12 protein-coding genes are annotated in these 20,013 nt (G+C 57.8%); 4 read left to right on the plus strand and 8 right to left on the minus strand.

Annotated features, from left to right (window positions below; all coding sequences use genetic code 11):
- The first annotated feature begins 30 nt into the window (after positions 1-30).
- Positions 31-7,113: a TcdA/TcdB pore-forming domain-containing protein gene (locus ACEN9A_RS02430; protein ID WP_408981104.1), complete on the plus strand. Its 7,083-nt coding sequence runs from the start codon at positions 31-33 to the stop codon at positions 7,111-7,113.
- 14 nt (positions 7,114-7,127) lie between these two features.
- On the opposite strand, the gene ACEN9A_RS02435 is transcribed toward ACEN9A_RS02430, so the two are convergent.
- A complete protein-coding gene (locus tag ACEN9A_RS02435; protein WP_019582263.1) occupies positions 7,128-7,724 on the minus strand; it encodes a MarC family protein in 597 nt (198 codons plus the stop codon).
- Between the two features lie 256 nt (positions 7,725-7,980).
- Between ACEN9A_RS02435 and ACEN9A_RS02440 the strand changes: the two genes are divergently transcribed.
- Genes ACEN9A_RS02440 through ACEN9A_RS02450 form a run of 3 tightly spaced genes read left to right on the plus strand, consistent with a single transcriptional unit; the run spans position 7,981 to position 10,193 of the window.
- On the plus strand, positions 7,981-8,766 hold the full coding sequence (locus ACEN9A_RS02440) for a hypothetical protein (protein ID WP_019650625.1): 786 nt from the start codon (positions 7,981-7,983) through the stop codon (positions 8,764-8,766).
- Between the two features lie 60 nt (positions 8,767-8,826).
- Complete coding sequence (locus tag ACEN9A_RS02445) at positions 8,827-9,555, plus strand: hypothetical protein (protein ID WP_258672243.1); 729 nt, start codon at positions 8,827-8,829, stop codon at positions 9,553-9,555.
- Positions 9,552-10,193, plus strand: coding sequence for a hypothetical protein (locus ACEN9A_RS02450; protein WP_019650623.1), 642 nt, complete (start codon positions 9,552-9,554; stop codon positions 10,191-10,193). Before ACEN9A_RS02445 ends, ACEN9A_RS02450 begins: the two co-directional genes overlap by 4 nt.
- A gap of 22 nt (positions 10,194-10,215) precedes the next feature.
- On the opposite strand, the gene ACEN9A_RS02455 is transcribed toward ACEN9A_RS02450, so the two are convergent.
- From ACEN9A_RS02455 to prmA, 7 genes are all read right to left on the minus strand, one after another.
- Positions 10,216-12,990: a hybrid sensor histidine kinase/response regulator gene (locus tag ACEN9A_RS02455; RefSeq protein WP_019650622.1), complete on the minus strand. Its 2,775-nt coding sequence runs from the start codon at positions 12,988-12,990 to the stop codon at positions 10,216-10,218.
- Positions 12,991-13,089: 99 nt separating this feature from the next.
- Positions 13,090-14,385, minus strand: a complete 1,296-nt coding sequence (gene purD, locus ACEN9A_RS02460) for a phosphoribosylamine--glycine ligase (protein ID WP_019650621.1) — start codon at positions 14,383-14,385, stop codon at positions 13,090-13,092.
- A 202-nt stretch (positions 14,386-14,587) separates the two neighbouring features.
- Complete coding sequence (purH, locus tag ACEN9A_RS02465; RefSeq protein ID WP_019650620.1) at positions 14,588-16,195, minus strand: bifunctional phosphoribosylaminoimidazolecarboxamide formyltransferase/IMP cyclohydrolase; 1,608 nt, start codon at positions 16,193-16,195, stop codon at positions 14,588-14,590.
- 81 nt (positions 16,196-16,276) lie between these two features.
- Complete coding sequence (gene fis, locus ACEN9A_RS02470) at positions 16,277-16,597, minus strand: DNA-binding transcriptional regulator Fis (protein WP_007907419.1); 321 nt, start codon at positions 16,595-16,597, stop codon at positions 16,277-16,279.
- Positions 16,594-17,604: a tRNA dihydrouridine synthase DusB gene (dusB, locus tag ACEN9A_RS02475; protein ID WP_018928425.1), complete on the minus strand. Its 1,011-nt coding sequence runs from the start codon at positions 17,602-17,604 to the stop codon at positions 16,594-16,596. The genes fis and dusB overlap by 4 nt, the downstream gene beginning before the upstream one ends.
- 185 nt (positions 17,605-17,789) lie before the next feature.
- Positions 17,790-19,028, minus strand: coding sequence for a DUF3426 domain-containing protein (locus ACEN9A_RS02480; RefSeq protein WP_258672244.1), 1,239 nt, complete (start codon positions 19,026-19,028; stop codon positions 17,790-17,792).
- 30 nt (positions 19,029-19,058) lie between these two features.
- The gene (prmA, locus tag ACEN9A_RS02485) at positions 19,059-19,937 is read right to left on the minus strand and encodes a 50S ribosomal protein L11 methyltransferase (RefSeq protein WP_019650618.1); all 879 of its coding nucleotides are present in this window, start codon (positions 19,935-19,937) and stop codon (positions 19,059-19,061) included.
- Positions 19,938-20,013 lie beyond the last annotated feature (76 nt).

A 20,013-nucleotide genomic window follows, 5' to 3' on the forward strand; every position in this document is an offset into this window, starting at 1 on the left:
GAAATCTTATTTTTACAGGGAAGTATCTTTATGGGTGAGCAATCGGCTCGTCGTGTGAGCGGTTACGTCAATTTTATTGATTTATTTAAACTGTCTGATCTTGAAAAGGCGTTACAGGAACATAAGGGTACAGAGAAATACGATGCGGTATTTCGATATTACTTTTCTTGTATCGGCATGCTCGATTTTCCGAGAATGCTTCCACCGCTTGGTTTGCTGCGCGAAGCCCTGGGGGCTTTTGTTGAATCCAAGAGCCGGCATCGACGTGCCGTGGAAGTGGAGCCGAAAGCTGCGCCGGAGGGCGCTGAAGCTCCGGGTTTGACTGAAATCCGCGACAGAGTCGAAGGCTTTCACACGCGCCTGTCCACCAGCATTGCAGAGCTGTCTGCCGCAGCAACCGAAGTGCCGAAAAATCTACACTTCGTTTGGCTTGGAGGGGGGGTAGGAAATATTCAGCGCGACTACATTAATGTTTGGTGCAAGGTTTTGGCCGGGCACGATTATGCCGTGAAACTCTGGTATGACAGCGACGCGTTATTGGCCTATGAAACCAATCGGATCATTGTCGAGGCCGCGAAGGCCGATGCGATGATTAATGGCGGACATAGCACGGGAACATTTCTTGAGCTGGGTGACAAATATGAAGAGCGAGCCATTGTTCTTAAGCAGCAAATGTTCGCACATATCAACAAGGCGGTGGAACGCGGTGTTAAAGCGGATGATGCCCGGATTGATCTTCTGGTCCGTGGGTATGGCCAGGATAAAACCGCCCTGGAAATGTTGCGGAAAAAGAATGGTCAGAGCATTTTGGCATTGGCGGGAGTGGAACTCCGCAACCTGGCGGAGAATGCAACACCGCTGCACTTGCAGAGCATTTATGAGCGCGAGATAAGTTTGCGAGGCAATTTTGCCGCCGCCTCCGATGTGGTGCGCATTGAAGCTTTGATGGCTGAAGGCGGATTTTACGCAGATGTCGATAACTTGCCACCTCTTGTAGAAAAGTTGGGCGATGTGGAGATCAATCAATTCAGCAGTGATGAGCGCCTGGGCGTGTTGCAGTTGTTGCTCGATCAAAATCCTGGATGGATGCCAGGTCGAGAAGCGTTAAGAGGTAAATATACAAACTATTTCGAAGTCATCCCTGCAGAGCATCGTCCCGCACTGGAGCGTTTCGCGAAAAGTCGCCCGGACTTGAACAGCGTTTTTCGCGCCCCCGTCGAACGTCTCGTACGTCCGGATGGAATGCGGGCAGTTGCCGAGCAGGCCAGCCTGAGTAATGCGTTTCTCATGGCTCATGCCGGATCGGCAATGTTGAGTGCTGTCATCGATCGTTTCAAACTCAACTATGAGATTGTTGATGCCACGACCCGCTTGGCTATGGAGAACCAGGTCGCCTTGATTGATAGCGAGGCCATGAGCGGTTTTGCGCGGGAGGTGGTCGAGAAAAAATTTGGTTCGTTGGATGCACTCCCGCCTGAAGAAGAACTCGCCCTCACTTTTTTGGTGGAAGCCGCAGCGATTTACTACAGCGACGGCATTCGCCCCCAGAGCGAAGTGACAATCTATCTGACCGGGCCTGCTGCGATGCGCGATGCACTCGCGGATTACGCAAAAATCCACTCCATACCTCCAGCAGCGGGGGCGTGGCGAAAGGATGTGGCTATTGTCGCCGCCGCCATGGTGAACCGGGACACCGAGGAGGAGCTGGATCATTCCTGGAAAGAAAACGAAAGCGACACCGTCGAGTGGCTGCGCAGGGAAAAACAACGTTGGGAGGCCGGGCAATTCAAGGCGCGTTACGTCGGCAAGGTGGATCAATTACTAAAGAGTCAGACAATCCATTTCGACCATGGCTGGCCAGTCATCGAAGGTCGACATGTGATGTCGACCGATTTGTTGCAGTCCTTGGCGCAGCACCTTGGTGAACCCTTTTTGCGAGCGATGAGCCAACGTGTCTCTGGTGAAGTGACTTTCGACAAGCAAGTGCAGCTGAGTTTTGACGAGCGCCAGTCCATCCTCACGCAGGAGATCACGCTACCGCCATCGTTGGTCGGAGAGCCGGCAGACGGGGATCTGCCGCTTGATGAATTGCTTCATCGAATTGGCCGGGGCACTTTGCAGGTTGAACAGCTTAACCCCTTGCAGCGGTGGTTGATCGGTTCGTTGCTGGGCGCGCGGGCAATGGATCAACGCAACTTCGGACACGTCAACGCACGCCTGGAAAACCTCGCGAACAATGTGTCTGAGTTGGGCGTGTCACACCGTTACGGGGCGATTGAACGGGAGCTGTTCAAAGAGAATCACCCCGCATTCGTTGCCGGTTTGGCCAGCGCTTCGATACCTTCCTTGGTGTTGTCCGAGACCAGCATTGAACTGAAGAAGCAGGCGCTGGAGGGGGCTCTGACCTTGCTGCAATGGGGGCGTCAGGTCGCCCGTATTCAGCAGGTAGCAAAACTCGAATTCCGTGACCGGATTGCCGAGCGCATGGCCGATGTGCTGGAAAGTTTCGATCACGGCAGCTTCAAACTGGTGCCGCAGGATTTGTTGCTTCAGGGGGTCGGCGACCGGATCGCGGGGCGTTGCTACCCATTGGCATTGGCCATGGCAGCGGCGATCAGCAAGGGTGATGAAGCTGCCAACACACTGCGTGAACGGTTTTACCTGGCGGTCATTGAACCTGACACCGGCCATTCGAAAGCGTTTGTGAGCATTATCGAGGAACTGCGCGATGTTGACGTCCATGACTTGGGCGGACCGGTGGTGCGCTCCGATCTGGCACACGTCATTGCGACGCTCGAAGGTAAAACCGGCAGCAGCACCCTGATGCTCAACTCTGACAACCACTCGATGCTGGTGGCTAAAACATTCAGTGGAGGCCGCAGTACTTATCATTTCTACGATCCGAATTTTAGTGTTTTCGAGTTTGATACCGCTGAAGCGCTCAGCAAAGCGCTGACACATTTTTTCGTTCGGCAAGAGATGGCCAAGCCTTACGCAGCATATGGAGAGCCTGCGCGTCCAACCTTTGATTTGATTGACCTCGACGCTGGCCGACTCAATGAACGAGTGCTGCCGTCGGGTGTCCGGGTGTCCAGTCTTTCCGAGTCAGGCAGCCTGCCTGAACAGACGCCCCGGGCAAGACAGCGACTGGCCAGCGCGCGAGGACGGTCACTGGTCAACAATGGGGTATTGGGCAGTTCGTTGCTGGAACTGGACGCTCACTGGTGGGGCGGGCAGATCGCGCAGGCGACATGGCAGCTACAGGAGAAACACGGGCTATCGTCGGGTGCCATTGCATTGTTTGAGACATTGGAGATCACCCCGACAGGCGCTTACAAGATCAGTCTGGTCAATAACGATCCAGCGCAGACCATTGTGCGTGTCACCACCGATGATCATCGACTCCTCAGGATTAAAAACTTCCTCTCGCAAACCTTCCATTCCTTGGCGGCTCAACCGCGTGCGCCGGCCAACTCGCCTGATCCTGTGGACGCCGGTAGTGTTCATACGCTCAATGCCGGTTTCACCGTACAAGCCTTGATGAACTCGCTGCGTCATCACGAAGGCGCGGCCGGCGGTAGCGACAAGGCACTGACCACCGCCATTCGCCTGCATGCCTACGTCAACTACGCCCAACTGGTCCATGGCAATGTGGTGGATGTGATTGGCGTTGTGACACTGGTGCGACAGGCCCTGGATGATGAAAAGCTGATCGCTCGCACCAGTGCGCCATTGGTGCAAAAGGCGTTGGGGCATGTGGCGAATGAAGGCGTTGGCACGGTGTTGGGAATGGTGAATGTCGGGTTTGATATTTACCAGTTGAGCCATGCCGGCAATGACATTGAAAAGGCGCAATTCGGGACGCAATTGGCGTTCGACTCCGCGAGCGCTGTGTTGGGGGCGGCCGGGCTGGGTGCGGGATTGGCCGGCGCAGGCGCCGTATCTGCGGTGCTGGGCGGTGTCGGGGTGATTCTGGGCGGGTTGGCGGTGGGTGTCGCTGCGCTGGCCGAAGGGTTTGCCACCATTGCCGAGGAGGCCAAAGGGGTCGGCCTCTTTTTTGAACGACTGGAGAAAGCGTATCTTCAGGGCGGCTTTCACTTGGACAAGGCGTCGGATGCCTGGATTGCACATCCGTTGCTGGTGCTCACCGAGCTGGATTTACGCGCATCAACGGTCCATTTCGACAGCCCTAAACTGTTCCCGCTTCGGGATCATTTCGGGGTTCCGGATTACGATGAGGATTACCACCGCGCTATTGATATACGCTTGGGCCTTGAGTTGCCGGGCTCGGCGCTTTTTTCGCCGAAGCCTGGGCAGACGATCGTTTTGCCGTGCACACCCAAAACCTGGTATGGCTATGAGTACAAGTTGCTGCCGTTCGTCACGTTTCGTCATGCTGACGGATTCGATACGGCACGTCGGCTGGAAAAAAAGAATGAACAGGGGAAATGGCAGTTCCTGTTTTCCTTTTATTCGTTTCCGGGTGAGTACGTCGTCCACCGACTGAACCCTGTCTGCAAACCAACAGTTTTCAACGTTCGTCTCGATAATGTTGAGCGCTCGCTGGTGGTGCCTGTGCTACCCAAGGCATGGCACGGCCTGGTCTCCTATCGGATAGCGGGTGCCGGTGCTCAATGTTCCGTGCTGCTCAATCAGGGGGTGAGTCTTGAGCTCGACGCACCGGGTCACGCGGCCATGCACTGGGTGTTGCTGGCTACCTGGCTGGCGGAGACAGATATCCAGATAGAGCCTGCGGGCAGCCTCATGTTGGGCACTCTGGCTGTGAGGTTCACAGGTAGCGGGGTTCACGATGTGTTGCTCAAACTGGCAGGTAACAAGATCGTGCGCGTTGATCTCGTTGCCCTGCAATTGGAGGTTGTCGAAGAAACGGCCGATCCGGCGCTCGGAGAGCAAGCGTTGCTGGATCACTTCAAATCACTGGCTCGTGAACATCGCCTGGCCATGCCTTACACCCCCGTTCACAACTTTGTGGTGCCGTTTGAAAAGCCGGACGAACCGAGGACGGTGGCTGCGTATTACGACTCGGCTGAGGATCGTTTTCTGTATATCCGCGACCCGAATGTGCTGTTGGCCGACGAGGTCGTATTGGGCGCGGTGGTCGAGGGCTCGGCCTATTTCTATCACCCCGAGAACTTCGATGTCTGGCAGGTCGACGCGATCACCGGCACGCTGCTTCAACGATACCGTTTGCTGGTAAGAGAAGGCTTGACCATTGTCCGCTGTGAGGCCGTGGCCAATGGCGGCATTCAGATCGTGCAGCGGTCCATTCCAAAGGAAGGCCCGCATGATGAGCTGACATATATGATCCATGACGGTGCGGTGTTGCTTGGCTCGATCACCCGCGGTCACGATCCGGCATTGCAGGCTGTTCTACAGGTCAACACGCTCACGGACTGGAAGCCGGTGCTGGGCAACTATGTGTTGCCGGCAGAGTCCATCGATACCGTGAATTGGCGCCCCGGTGCGCTGGTTTCGATTTGTTGGCAGTTCGAAGACAAGTGGCACGATCTGGTCTGGGTCCGAGAGGTTGACGGGTTGATCATCCGTGCGCCGGCCCGACGTCGCCATGCGCGGGGATGGAAAGATTCGATTCTGAATGATCTTCGACTGATTGTTCCTGCCGGTGCCGAGGGCGAAGTATTTGTTACCTACGACCAGCCTGACCAACGCCTCGTGCGACAGCAAAGGTCGATGGTGGATGGCCGCGTGCAATGGTCTTCCACAGAAATTGCACCCTCGGGCCTGAATAATGTTGTCGCCGTTGAGCAGGGCTACCTGGCTCTGACCGAATCCGGTCTGTTCTTCAATGTGATGCCCGATGGCATGCTTCGATTGGGCGGACTCAGCGACACCTGGTTCAAGGATCGAGCCCAATGGTGGTCCGCACTGCCGCAAGTGTCGACGCGCTATCCGGTGTCGAGTTTCGCCCTCCTTGGCTTGACCAACTTTACGGGGGATGCCGGCTTATGCGCCTGGTATCTGGACGATCGACTGTTGCTCTCGGATCCTGGCCATGGAAAAGAAGTACGGTTACTGAGTATTGCTCCAGACAATCAGGCCGCCTGGTTGTTCGATCTTTCAACGGGCAAGATTTTCAGCCAGCGCTTTATTGATACGAAACATTTGAGTACGGCATTTGCCCAGGGCACCAGACTTTTGCAAGTAGAAGCATTGCCGGCCCCGATACAGGTGTGGGCCCCTTGGACCTTTACCGACGTGACGGTAGAGGGCGCGGGTCTGAGGGCGACGACTCTCGAGGGCGTGGAGGTGGATTTACAGCACAACGAACCGGTACGGGTTACGGGTGTGGACAGCCTCTGGGTCGCTGCACTGGACGGTCCATTGAGTGAGCGGCTGGCAGCGCTGGCGAACCAACATCGATGCGCCGATTTTCTGTCCGTCAAAGATCCTGACTACCTTCAATGGTATGTGGTCCGGACCGGACGATTGATCCGGATTCCGAAAACCACCCTTCCTGCGCAATACACACTGGTGGGTACCCGGCATCAAACCAATGTGATGCTGCACCAGATCGGGAATGGTTTGTTGCACACCTATCCGCAAAAAAATACGGTCGGGCCACTTGAGTATATTCAGCGAAACGCCGAAGTACTGGTGGTCGAGGGACTGAAGACGGCCGATGACCTACTCCCGTTGATTGCCGATGATGTCAGTATCCTGGTACTCAAAATGGGTCAAGGGACAACGACTAGCCGGCTGACCCAGACGGCGTGGTTGAAACTTGAATCGGTTATCGTCGATTGTCGTTACCCGCTTGAGCTCCCACCCTTGATTCCGGGGAAGCTGATTCTGGACGCTTCAATCATGGATCAGTTATGGGTCAGCCTGGTCGATGAACACCTGGTAATGAACGGCCTGGACAGCGGGCACAGTCTGATCTTTCGCGGTGTTTACTCATCGGATGTGACGTTGCGGGGGGACGTGTTCCTTGCGCTCAGTGGTTATCGATCGCGCGCGGTTTCGGAAATAGTGACCGAGTTGCTGAGGCAAAAGGGCGTTTCGGGCAGCGCAATGCTAACGGAGCTGATGTCGAATCATCAGATCGAGGCGCTTGTAGAACCGGCTTTTTAGAGCTCCTTGGCCGATTAAGGCACCAGATAACCTTTCACCCCGGTGAAGATTATCTGTGCCGCCAGAGCGCACACGAACAATCCCATCAACCGGCTGACAATCTGCAACCCCTGGTCACCCAGAATCCGTTCGATGCGGTTCGACAAATACAGCACCACGCCAACGGTGAAGCTGGCGAGGGCGATACTGAGAATGGCCGTGAGTTTGTCGTCCCAATGCGGCTGGCTCACGCCCATCACCAGCAAGGCGCCGATGGTGCCCGGGCCGACAGTCAGGGGGATGGTCAGCGGGACGATGGTCACGTCCTGCTGCACATTGTCGGTCTGCACCACCGACTTGCCCTGAGCCATGCCCAGCGCCGAAATGAATAGCACGCTGCCGGCGCCGATGCGAAATGCATCCACGGTAATGCCGAACACGTCAAATATCACCCTCCCGAACAGGTACAGCAAAACGCTGGAAACCAGTGTGGCAATTGCCACTTTCCAGGCCAGGCGACGTTGTTCCTTGCGCGAATAACCGCGGGTCAGGCTGATGAAGCAGGACAACACGAAGAACGGGCTGTAGAGCACCAACATCTTCAGGTAAACGCTGAATAACACATGGAGCATGGTTTTGGCTCGCATCCAGAGACGGGTGAAGCGGAGTCTATCAGTTGGTCAAGTGCCTGTGGGGGGCGAGTTTATAAGGTCTGAAAGTTATTTTTATTCATGTGTAGGCTGTTGGGCTGAGTCTGAATGGTTAGTTGTGTGATTGCTGTTGTGGATGATGTTACATGTTTGGGTTTGTCGTGGTGGGTTAATTTGTTTATTGTTTCTTTCGGCAAGTTCATGAGGAGCTTGCTTTAATGTCAATAAGGAAGAAGTTATGAATAATATGTTTAGTGAAAGTTATATTGCTGCCTGCTTGGAAAATCTTCAGGGTTATGATCTGGGTGAGACGCCGCTTATTAGATCTCGTGGTTTGTTGGCGCCGGGTGACGAAATTGAAGCGCCGTCGAAAGGATCGGTTGTAGGCGAAGGCCTCATTAGTTTCAGCGGTAACCTCACCGGTATTAACCGCAGTGACGCGCAGAATGCGTTTCACTATGCGTCGCTTGTGGCAAACAAACAGTTTCCACTGGAGCACCAGGGCAAAGAATGGTATGCGCAGTTCTGTAAAGTCATGGGTGAAACGGGTTGGATGACCATCAGCAAGTACTACAACGATCTGAACGTGTCGGGAACCAGTGTCCGCATGGACAAGATGGTGCTGGAGATTCTTGCTTCGGTAGTCACAGGCCTTGCCGTACCGGGTCCGGCTACTGCACTGATGCTGAAAACCGCGGGTGATGCGATTGCCGCCCTGCAAAAACGCGATACCGCATTGACGCTTTATGAGCGCAACTTGCTGGCACAAGGTGTGGGTGGAGTAACGACCGGCTCGTGTATCGATGTGAACGGGACCACTGTTTTTGCCATTGGCGCAGTACGTTTTACACGCCGGAATTCATCGGTAAAAGTAATGTTCGTCGATACGGATGTTCGTGACGTAAGTCTGTATCGCGGTGAGGCAGCTTTCGAAAAAAATGATCTTTTGGCTGCGGCTACTCGTGAGCTGATTGCAACGAAACTGGTGAAGTACTCGGCTGATAAGCTCGATTACGACATTTGATGAATGCTTGGAAGGGCGGTCGAAAAAAACGACTGTCCTTCTCTGTATGAAGGTATTTAAATGAGATGTGATTATTCAGTGTTGATTGTCGGGGCTGCGGTTTTGATAGTGCCCGAATCAGAGGATTTGACCACTTATGATGATGTGGTCAATACGGTGTTGTATGCACAGTTGGCAGCCAATAAAAAAACAGAACTAGAGCCGGGTGTGAGTTGGTATGACACCTACATGAAAGTTTTGGATGGTATCTGGATGTGGCGCGGTAAAGCGCGCGAAGACTTGAGTCTCCCTCCAGAGAGTGTTGAAACGGCGGTTCAGTGGGTGGCCTCAGCGATGTCCAAAGTAGGGGCAGATGAAGGGCATGTGACTGCAGAAGTGCTGTCACAAATTGTCAACGAATCGGACATCAACCCGGCAGCCAACTTGTTGCGCAGCCATATGCAAAAAGTGTCCGAAGAGCAGTCCACCGAGGTGTCGGCACCTGCGATGGATGTTCGTTTGCTGGTGATCGTGGCGCCAACACCGACTTCGTTCAGTAGTGTATGTATCGAGCTCAAAACCCGTCAATTGCTGAGTTCCAGCCCTTTGGCGCACCTCTATTGGGGCGAAGACGTACAAGGCATCATTAGCTGCCGTTACGTCCGGGCGAATCTATCGGAAACGGTATATGCACCTGTACGAGATCAAATTGCTCTGAAGGTCAAGGACCGGATTGAGACCAATGTTGCAATGTTGACCGTGCGCGACAATGCCTGCAGCACCACGCAGCCAGAGGAGGTTCGGTCATGACGGATCTGATTGCACCACCGGCAGCGGTGGTTGGCGGCAGTATCGTGTCGTTCGCCAGCGATCTGCCGGCGTCCCACCGCGAAGACGTCTACATGAGCACGGCTTTTGCGCAAAGAGCCACACGCGATGCAATTAATGATGGATTATCGGGCGACTGGTTCGACTACTACTGCGGGCAACTTCGTTTTCTGGGATGGGATGTGCCCGCACCTCAAACGTTTTCGCCCGCGCCAGCTGCTCCGATGGGCAGCAAGGCGATACAACGTATCCGGGAGTCCATCGGTGATAGATTCTCAATACCCATCAGCCGCGCCCTGACAGCGTTGGAGCGCAATTCGCTGGCGCTCGAAATGTTTGAATCCACGACCCTGAAGGGAGATATGGCTTACTTTCAGATGATTCCTTGCGTGATGAACGGCACGCACAAGGTGGATATGGCGGTCTATCACCGCAAGTTTTCGATAGTGCGAGATATCTCTCGGTTCCTGTTCAGCAACAATGATTCGCTTGAGCAAAAAAGCACCGAACAGATAACCACGATCACGTTCAACACGCTTCATTACGGCACGTTTCGGGAGAAAGTGAAGAAGTCTGTGGTGTCTCAGTCCCTGAAATACTTGAGCGCTCTGGACATTTGACCGAGTGCCAGCCCGAGGGCTCTCAGAGGGTCGACACTGTGCGGTTCTGCTGATCACGCTGGGCAACCCAATGCTCGATCAAATCGCGCAACTGCGACAGCTCGACCGGTTTGGCCATGTGCCCGTCCATGCCGGCCTGACGCGCGCGCTCTTTGTGCTCGGCGAGGATGTGTGCGGTCAACGCCACCACGGGGGTGCGAATCCGCTGGTTGCCGACTTCCCAGGCACGCAATTGCTGAGTGGCGGAGAAGCCGTCAAGGATTGGCATTTCGCAGTCCATCAGCACCAGGTCGTAACGCTGGGCCTTCATTGCCACCAAGGCTTCCTCGCCATTGCTGGCGGTATCCGGTTGCAGGTTGAGCTTGCCCAGCATGCCGCGGATGACTTTGGTCGAGATGCTGTTGTCTTCGGCCACCAGGATGCGGAAGTCGCTGGGTACCTTGACCGGAAGGGTAGGGCCGGTGGGCAGGTGCTGCGAGGTGGCCGGGCCGTTGTTGCGCTGGTTCAGTTCGTCCGCCAGGGTGGTCTTGAGGGTGTAGCCGGCCACTGGCTTGGCGAGGATGCGCTTGATCCCGGAGTTGCGCGCGATGATCTTGCTCGGCGCGTTGCTGATGCCGGTGAGCATGATCAGCAGAATGTCGTGGTTCAGGCTCGGGTCTTCCTTGATCTTGGCGGCCAGTTGCATGCCGGTCATACCGGGCATGTTCTGGTCCAGCAGGACCACGTCGAAATAATCGCGCAGGTGGGCCTTGGTGCGCAGCAGCGCCAGGGCCTCCTTGCCGGACGGTACGGCGCTGACGTTCAAGCCCCAGGCGCTGCACTGCTGCACCAGCACCTTGCGACAGGTGTCGTTGTCGTCCACGACCAGTACGCGTGCGCCTTGCAACGGGCTGTCCAGGTCCGAGGTCGGGTGTTCGAGACGGTCCGGGTCCAGTGGCAGGGTCAGCCACAATGTGCTGCCCTGGTTGGCGCCGCTCTTGATGCCGAATTCGCCCTGCATCAAACGGATCAGCTGACGGGCAATCACCAGCCCCAGATTGCCCCCCAGGCTGGTGGCCGAGAGGAAATGCTTGCTGTGCAGCTCGGCGTGCATCAGTGCGTCGCGCTCTTCAGCCTCCATCGGCTGGCCGCTGTCCTGCACGGCGATGCGCAGCCGCGGTTTGGCGCTGCGTTCATCCAGGGCGACAACGATCAGAATCTCGCCTTCATCGGTTTTCTTCAGGGCGTTTTCCAGCAGGCTCAGCAAGGTTTGGCGCAGGCGCGTCGGATCACCGCTGATGACGCGCGGCACCTGCGGCTGGATAAAACTGATCAGCTCGATGTTCTGTTGTTCGGCCTTGGCGCGGAAGATGCTCAGGCAATCTTCGATCAGGGCATTGAGGTCGAACTGCACGTCGTCCAGCTCGATCTGTCCGGACTCGAGTTTGGAGATGTCGAGAATTTCGTTGATCAGCGTCAGCAGTTCGTTGCCGGCGCTATGGATGGTTTGCACGTAGTCGCGCTGCTTGACCGACAGCGGTGTGCCCAGCAGCAGTTCGGTCATGCCCAGCACACCATTCATCGGGGTGCGGATTTCGTGGCTGATTTTCGCCAGGAATTCAGCTTTGGCGTTTATTTCGGCATTGCTGGCAGCCAGGTCGCGACTGACGCTGAAACGGTCTTCGGTGATGCTACGCTGTCGCTCGCCCAGGGCCACACTCATCAACAGGCCACTGATACAGATAAACACCAGAAGGGTGATGATCAGGCCTTGCGGGGCGACAAGGGTCAGCCCCTGCAGCGCCGGCAGGATAATCAACGTGCCAAGGTTGAACACCACCATGGCCGCCACGAACAGGCGGGCCGGGCGATAACCTTTTTGCCAGTGATGGGCGCTGACGAACAGCATGCTCAGGCCGGCCAGGGCAACCAGTGCGTACGTGATCAGGTTCAGCGGCAGGGTGTTGACGAACAACAGCAGCAGGCCGCAGGCCACGATGAACAGGATGTCCCCCAGCAGCAGCTTGTTCAGCGGGTGTGGGCCGAGCGGGGCGAAGAAGCGGTAGGCGAACATCAGGCCGCAAGGTGCGGTCAGCAGCAAGGCAAGATAGGCACCGGGTGTTTGTACGACGGACCAGTTCGGCAACCATGGGCGGGCCAGGTTCAGCAGCAGCACCAGGCTGAGCAGCAGCAACCCTTCGCACGCTGCCAGCCAGAGGCTGCTACGCGAGCGGGTGTAGGTGTAGCGGGTCAGGTTATGCAGGATCAGCATCCCGAGACAGCCAAAGAGCAGACCGTAGATCAACGTCTGGTTCTGAGTGGCTGCGCTCATGACCGCCGATTGCAGGGTGATGTAAGGCCGAAACTGGTGTTCGGAGACCAGTCGCATATAGATGTCGAGGGTTTTGTCGCTTTGTGGCAGCGGCAACATGAAGTCGTTGCTGGGCAGGGGGCGCTCAGCCTGAGGCTGCCCGGTGCCGGTATTCAATTGATCGATCAGCTGGTCGCCGTCGAGCACATACAGATTGAGGTGCGACAGGTCGGGGGCGAACACCCTCAGCAACTGTTCGTGTTTGCCGGGTGCCAGCCTGAAACGCAGCCACAGCGCACCCTCGGGCCCGGCTGCGGTGAGGCGGTCGAGTTCGACGGGACTGAATTGATTGGTGTAGCGGCCGGAGCGGATGTCGCTCAGCTGTAGATCGCCCTGTTCGTCGAGCAATACCGCCCAGCCACTGCCTTGCGTGGCCTGGGCCGGGAGCATGCAGAGCAAGGTCAGCAGAGTGACGGTGAAGCCTATGGCAATCCTGAGCCAGCGCACGGCGAAATCCCTTCGTAGGTTGATGCCAGATTATAACTATGCGCGGCGCCGGAATAGTCCGGCAAGGGCTGCAAGCCCCTGCCTGGCCGAATGGATGGCTTATTCCTGATTTTCGCCACGCTCGCGGGCAATGGCGCGGTAGCCAATGTCCTTACGATAGAAGCAGCCTTCCCAGTCGATTTTAGCCGCCAGTTTGTAAGCCTGCTGCTGGGCTGCGTCGACGCTGGTGCCCATGGCGGTTGCGCACAGTACCCGACCACCGGCCGTCACCACCTGACCGTCCTTGAGTGCAGTGCCGGCGTGGAAGACTTTGCCTTCCAGTGCCGCGGCTGCATCCAGACCGTTGATGGCAACGCCTTTGGTGTAGTCACCCGGGTAACCGCCAGCGGCCAATACGATACCGACGCTCGGACGTGGATCCCACTGTGCTTCGACCTTGTCCAGCGCTTGCGCCAGGGCCGCTTCGACCAGCAACACCAGGCTCGACTGCAAGCGCAGCATCACCGGTTGAGTCTCAGGATCGCCGAAACGGCAGTTGAACTCGATAACTTTTGGGTTACCAGCCTTGTCGATCATCAAGCCGGCATAGAGGAAACCGGTGTAGACGTTGCCTTCCTCGGCCATGCCGCGCACGGTTGGCCAGATCACCAGGTCCATGACCCGCTGATGGACTTCGGCGGTGACGACCGGTGCCGGGGAGTAGGCGCCCATGCCGCCGGTATTCGGACCGGTGTCGCCGTCGCCGACGCGTTTGTGGTCCTGGCTGGTGGCCATCGGCAGTACGTTCTTGCCGTCGACCATGACGATGAAGCTGGCTTCTTCGCCGTCCAGGAACTCTTCGATGACCACGCGGGAACCGGCATCGCCAAACGCGTTGCCAGCGAGCATATCGCGCACCGCGTCTTCAGCTTCAGCCAATGTCATGGCCACGATCACGCCTTTGCCGGCGGCCAGGCCATCGGCCTTGATCACGATCGGTGCGCCTTTTTCACGCAGATAAGCCAGGGCCGGCTCGATCTCGGTGAAGTTCTGGTAGTCGGCGGTCGGGATCTTGTGGCGTGCCAGGAAATCCTTCGTGAAGGCTTTCGAACCTTCCAGTTGCGCGGCACCCGCGGTCGGGCCGAAGCAATCCAGGCCACGGGCGCGGAACAGATCGACAACGCCTGCTACCAGCGGCACTTCCGGGCCGACGATGGTCAGGGAAACGTTCTTCTCGGCAAAGTCAGCCAGCTGCTCGAGGGCCAGCACGTCGATGGCGACGTTCTCGCACTTGGCTTCAATGGCTGTGCCTGCGTTGCCCGGGGCAACGAACACTTTCTGCACGCGCGGATCCTGAGCCACTTTCCAGGCCAGGGCGTGTTCACGGCCACCGCTGCCAATGATCAAAACATTCATTTCAAAAACCTCAAAAAACTATGAGTGGCGCTGCAAACCCCTGTGGGCGCTGTAGGAACTGTAGGAGCTGTCGAGTGAAACGAGGCTGCGATCTTTTGACTTTGCTTCAAAAGCCAGATCAAAAGATCGCAGCCTCGTTTCACTCGACAGCTCCTACGAGCTCCTACGAGCTTTTACAGGCTCCTACAGGGGGAGCGGTCTATCAGTGACGGAAGTGGCGCATGCCTGTAAAGACCATGGCGATGCCGGCCTCGTCGGCAGCAGCAATCACTTCAGCATCACGCATCGAGCCGCCTGGCTGGATCACCGCAGTGATGCCGACCTTGGCCGCATTGTCCAGACCGTCGCGGAACGGGAAGAACGCATCGGATGCCATCACCGAACCGGCGACTTGCAGACCGGCGTGTTCAGCCTTGATCGCGGCGATACGCGCGGAGTTCACGCGGCTCATCTGGCCGGCGCCGACACCGATGGTCTGACGGTTCTTGGCGTAGACGATGGCGTTGGATTTGACGTACTTGGCGACTTTCCAGGCGAAGATCAGGTCGTTGATTTCCTGCTCGGTTGGCGCGCGCTTGGTCACCACTTTCAGGTCTTCGCTGCCGATCATGCCGATGTCGCGGCTCTGTACCAGCAAACCGCCGTTGACGCGTTTGTAGTCCCAGGCCGGAACGCGGTCAGCCGACCACTCGCCGCAGGCCAGCAGGCGTACGTTGGCTTTGGCGGCCACGATGGCGCGGGCTTCTGCGCTGACGGATGGGGCGATGATCACTTCGACGAACTGACGCTCGACGATGGCCTTGGCGGTTTCAGCATCCAGCTCGCGGTTGAACGCGATGATGCCGCCGAACGCCGACTCGGTGTCGGTGGCGTAGGCCAGTTCGTAGGCTTGACGGATGCCGCCTTCGGCGTCCGGGCTCACGGCCACGCCGCACGGGTTGGCGTGCTTGACGATCACGCAGGCCGGTTTGACGAAGCTCTTCACGCATTCCAGTGCGGCGTCGGTGTCGGCCACGTTGTTGTACGACAGCTCTTTGCCTTGCAGTTGGGTCGCCGTGGCGATGCCGACTTCGGCAGGCTTGGCTTCAACGTAGAACGCCGCGCTCTGGTGCGGGTTCTCGCCGTAGCGCATTTCCTGAGCCTTGATGAACTGGCTGTTGAAGGTGCGCGGGAATTCGCTGCGGCCTTCTGTGCTGAGGGTTTCAGCCGCCTGGTTCACGGTGCCCATGTAGTTGGCGATCATGCCGTCGTAGGCCGCGGTGTGTTCGAAGGCCTTGAGCATCAGGTCGAAACGCTGAGCATAGGTCAGGCCGCCGGCCTTGAGGCTTTCCAGTACGTTGGCGTAATCGCTGGCATTCACCACGATGGCCACGTCTTTGTGGTTTTTTGCCGCCGAACGAACCATGGTCGGGCCGCCGATGTCGATGTTCTCGATGGCGGTCGGCAGGTCGCAGCCTGGCTTGTTAATGGTGGCTTCGAACGGGTACAGGTTGACCGCTACCAGATCGATCGGCTTGATGCCGTGCTCGCTCATGATGGCGTCGTCGATACCGCGACGACCGAGGATCCCGCCGTGGATTTTCGGGTGCAGGGTTTTCACCCGGCCGTCCATCATTTCTGCGAAACCGGTGTAATCCGCGACTTCCACTGCGGCAACACCATTGTCGCGCAGCAGCTTGAACGTCCCGCCGGTGGAGAGGATCTCTACGCCCAGGGCTTCGAGCTCTTTGGCGAATTCAAGGATCCCGGTCTTGTCGGAAACGCTGATCAAGGCGCGGCGGATCGGCAGGCGGGTAGTCTGGTCGGTCATCTCAATTTCCATCAAAAGCAAAGGAGTCAGCAAAAAAGGCGACCGGTTTTACGCGGGCGCCTTTCTGGTTTGATTGAATGCTTACAGCAAATCGTACTGCTTGAGTTTCTTGCGCAGGGTGCCCCGGTTCAGTCCGAGCAGCTCACTGGCCTTGGTCTGGTTACCCTTGACGTAGTTCATCACGCATTCGAGCAGGGGAGCCTCGACTTCGGAGAGCACCAGGTTGTACACATCCGTGACGGCAGCGCCCTCAAGGTGGGCGAAATAATTGTGCAGCGCCTTCTCGACACTCCCGCGAAGGGTCTGACCTTCTTCGCTCGGTGTATTGAGGTGCTGTTTCAAATTCACGTTGTCGCTCACGGGTGTTGTTCCACTCACTAAAGTCTCGGTCATCATCGTCATGCGGCCACCCCTTCTCCGTCCCCTGTCAGGCTCTTGTAGCGTTCGGCGAAGAAGCCCCGAACGTAGGCGCATTGTGCTTCCGTATCTTCCAAACGATTGAAGTGGGCGCGAAACTCCCTGGCGCCCGGCAAGGTTGCGAGATACCAGCCCACATGCTTGCGAGCTATGCGCACGCCCATGACGTCGCCATAGAAGGCATGCAGCGCGGCCAGATGCTCAAGCAGAATACATTCCACCTCGATCAGTTCCGGTGCCGGGAGTTTTTCACCGGTACGCAGATAATGGTCGATTTCACGAAAAATCCATGGCTGCCCCTGGGCAGCCCGACCCACCAACAGGCCATCGGCACCGGTCGCGTCGAGCACGTACCGGGCTTTCTCGGGCGAATCGATATCGCCATTGGCGAAGACCGGAATCGACACCGCCTGCTTGATCGCGGCAATGGTGTCGTACTCAGCTTCCCCGGTGTACAGGTCGGCACGCGTGCGGCCATGTACGGCCAACGCCGTGATGCCTGCCTGTTCGGCGATCTTCGCCACCGTCAGACCGTTCTTGTTCGCCCGGTCCCAGCCGGTGCGAATCTTCAGGGTGACCGGCACATCGACCGCAGCCACCACGGCCTGCAGGATCTCGGTCACCAATGCTTCATCTTTCAACAGTGCAGAGCCGGCGGCCTTGTTGCAGACCTTCTTCGCCGGACAGCCCATGTTGATGTCAATAATCTGTGCGCCCAGTTCGACGTTGGCTCGGGCCGCATCCGCCAGCATCTGCGCATCTCCGCCGGCGATCTGTACCGAGCGGGGCTCGGGATCGCCTTCGTGGATCATGCGCATCCGCGATTTGCGGGTGTTCCACAAGCTCATGTCGCTGGTGACCATTTCCGAGACTACAAGTCCTGCGCCCAATCGTTTGCACAGCTGACGAAAGGGCTGGTCGGTGACACCCGCCATGGGGGCGAGGATCAAGCCGTTGTGCAATGTATATGGACCGATGCGTACCGCCGACATAGGACTTCCCTGTTGTGGGGCCGGATCATGAGAGTTCGAAAAAGGGTTGGCATGATACCCGCTCTCGATGACTGGATAAAGGCTGAATTGAACAAAATCTGAACAACTAATTCGTTATCGCCAGCGGTTTGGTTTGAACGGCTAAAGTCAGGAAACCGCCGTCAAGCCTGCAACGCTTGAGTGTTTCACTCGGGCGAATGGAAGCTCAGGCTGTAGTTCACCGCTTTGGGGCCTGGGTCGAGAATGTCCAGCGCGATGTGGATCGGCGTTTGCGGCGGCATTTCGGCCAGGCCTTCGAGATCGCCGTTGAGGTACTCGCCGGGCTTGAAGCGACGGCTGGCGATCAGGTGGCCGTTGAGGTCGGCAAAGCGCAGCTCCAGCAGCGGGAACGGCTGGGAGAAGGGTGCACGGTTGTAGATGATGGCATCGACCACCAGCGCACCGTTGAAGTCCGGGTGGCTGCGGACCACCAGATTGCTGCTTTTGACTTTCGCGATGTCGACCTTGGACGGCACTGTGCAGCCGATGTGCGGGCACAGTTGCTGGAACCACGGACGATACTGGTCCTGGCGCGCCAGTTCATCGAAGTGGTAGGCGACGTATTGGCCAACGAGGCCGGCGGCGCCGAGCAGGATCAGCAGCAGCCAGAAAAAGCGCCGACCCCAAGGGGAGCGGCGTTTTTGCCAATCCAGTTGCAACGGATCGTCGGTCAGGTCCTGTAGCACTTCAGCGCGCATGGCCGGTTCGCTGCGTTCGCGTCGCTTGCGCAGGGGCTCGACGGAGGGCAGGTCATCGTCGATCTCATCGTCATCGGTTTTCGCCGACAGGCTGCCAAAAGGGATCGGGGCGTCGAGCGGGTCATGCAGGCGCAGTTGCTGTATCTCGGGCTCATCGTCCAGTGGCACGGGCTCCATGGACAGCGAAGGCTCGGTGCGCGAGTGTTTGCTTGGCTCGATCGTCGATTCGACCATCGGTGCTGGTGTCAGCGCGTCGGCGGCTTGCGCGCGATCGGCGGCCGACTCACTGAAGAGACTGTCGGGCCAAGGGGCTTCGTCGTGTTCGGTGCTGTCGCGATGAGCGCTGAGGCTGTCTTCGCGGGGGCGACCGAATTCCGTCGTCGGCTGGATTTCCCGCTGTTCGAGCCGGGCGAGTTCTTCGTCCAGATCCAGGCTGTCCAGGTCCATTTCGGCCGCGGTCCATTGCTTTTGGCTGATGGCTCGCTGCACTGGCGGTTCTACGGGCGCCGATGCAGCCGGTTTTACCGCTTCCTTGCCGGCCCGTTGCTCAAGCAACTGCCTGGCGGCGTTGAACACCTGCAAGCATGAGCCGCAACGAACCACTCCCCGGGCCACGCTCAACTGAGCATGGCTGACGCGGAAGCTGGTTTGGCAATGCGGGCACTGGGTGACGAAGCTATCGGTCATGCGGCAATCCGGTTTATGCAGGCGCTCATTCTAGCGCCGACGGCCAGTGATGCGTACCCAGCCGTCGCGATTGGCGATCGGATCCAGATCGAAATCCCGGGCATAAGCGGCAGCGACCTCTTCGCCCTGTTCGGCGAGGATGCCCGACAGCGCCAGGCGACCGCCGGGCTTGACCAGGCTGGACAGTTGCGGCGCCAGGGACACCAGCGGGCCGGCAAGAATGTTGGCCACCAGCACGTCGGCTTGAACCTGCGGCAAATCTTCCGGCAGATAGAGCGGCAACAGCTCGTCGGCAATGTTGTTGCGTCCGGCGTTGTCGCGGGAGGCCTCCAGGGCCTGCACATCGATATCGGTGCCGACGGCTTGTTTGGCGCCCAGCAACAGGGCGGCAATCGCCAGAATTCCCGAGCCGCAGCCGAAATCCAGCACGTTGCAGTCTTTCAGGTCCTGGCCATCGAGCCATTCCAGGCACAGCGCGGTGGTCGGGTGAGTGCCGGTGCCGAACGCCAGGCCCGGATCCAGCAGCAGGTTTACCGCGTCAGGCTCGGGTGCGGCGTGCCAGCTCGGGACAATCCACAGGCGCTGGCCGAAGCGCATCGGCTGGAAGCCATCCATCCAGCTGCGTTCCCAGTCCTGGTCTTCGATCACTTCGCTGTGATGCTCGGGCAGCGGGCTGCCGGTCAGCAACTCGAGGTGGGCCAGTACGCTGGCGGCGTCGGTGCCGCCTTCGAACAGGGCCAGCAGGTGTGTGTGCGACCACAGCGGGGTGGTGTTGAGTTCCGGCTCGAAGATCGGCTGATCTTCGGCGTCCATGAAGGTCACCGACACGGCGCCCACTTCAAGGAAAGCGTCTTCGTAGGTTTCGGCTTGTTCTGGGCTGATGGCGAGACGGACTTGCAGCCAAGGCATGGCGGGCACCTTTGAAAAATATAGATTGCAGCCTAGCGGGCTGCGAGAAGCGCGCAAGTTTACGCGAGCGCGCGGC

This window comes from Pseudomonas sp. Pseusp18, assembly GCF_059506005.1.

What these genes read in the sequence shown, in the direction of transcription:
- ACEN9A_RS02430 (WP_408981104.1), top strand. Translation starts at nt 31, where the DNA reads ATGGGTGAGCAATCGGCTCGTCGTGTGAGCGGTTACGTCAATTTTATT.
- ACEN9A_RS02435 (WP_019582263.1), bottom strand. Translation starts at nt 7,724, where the DNA reads ATGCTCCATGTGTTATTCAGCGTTTACCTGAAGATGTTGGTGCTCTAC.
- ACEN9A_RS02440 (WP_019650625.1), top strand. Translation starts at nt 7,981, where the DNA reads ATGAATAATATGTTTAGTGAAAGTTATATTGCTGCCTGCTTGGAAAAT.
- ACEN9A_RS02445 (WP_258672243.1), top strand. Translation starts at nt 8,827, where the DNA reads ATGAGATGTGATTATTCAGTGTTGATTGTCGGGGCTGCGGTTTTGATA.
- ACEN9A_RS02450 (WP_019650623.1), top strand. Translation starts at nt 9,552, where the DNA reads ATGACGGATCTGATTGCACCACCGGCAGCGGTGGTTGGCGGCAGTATC.
- purD (WP_019650621.1), bottom strand. Translation starts at nt 14,385, where the DNA reads ATGAATGTTTTGATCATTGGCAGCGGTGGCCGTGAACACGCCCTGGCC.
- purH (WP_019650620.1), bottom strand. Translation starts at nt 16,195, where the DNA reads ATGACCGACCAGACTACCCGCCTGCCGATCCGCCGCGCCTTGATCAGC.
- fis (WP_007907419.1), bottom strand. Translation starts at nt 16,597, where the DNA reads ATGACGATGATGACCGAGACTTTAGTGAGTGGAACAACACCCGTGAGC.
- dusB (WP_018928425.1), bottom strand. Translation starts at nt 17,604, where the DNA reads ATGTCGGCGGTACGCATCGGTCCATATACATTGCACAACGGCTTGATC.
- ACEN9A_RS02480 (WP_258672244.1), bottom strand. Translation starts at nt 19,028, where the DNA reads ATGACCGATAGCTTCGTCACCCAGTGCCCGCATTGCCAAACCAGCTTC.
- prmA (WP_019650618.1), bottom strand. Translation starts at nt 19,937, where the DNA reads ATGCCTTGGCTGCAAGTCCGTCTCGCCATCAGCCCAGAACAAGCCGAA.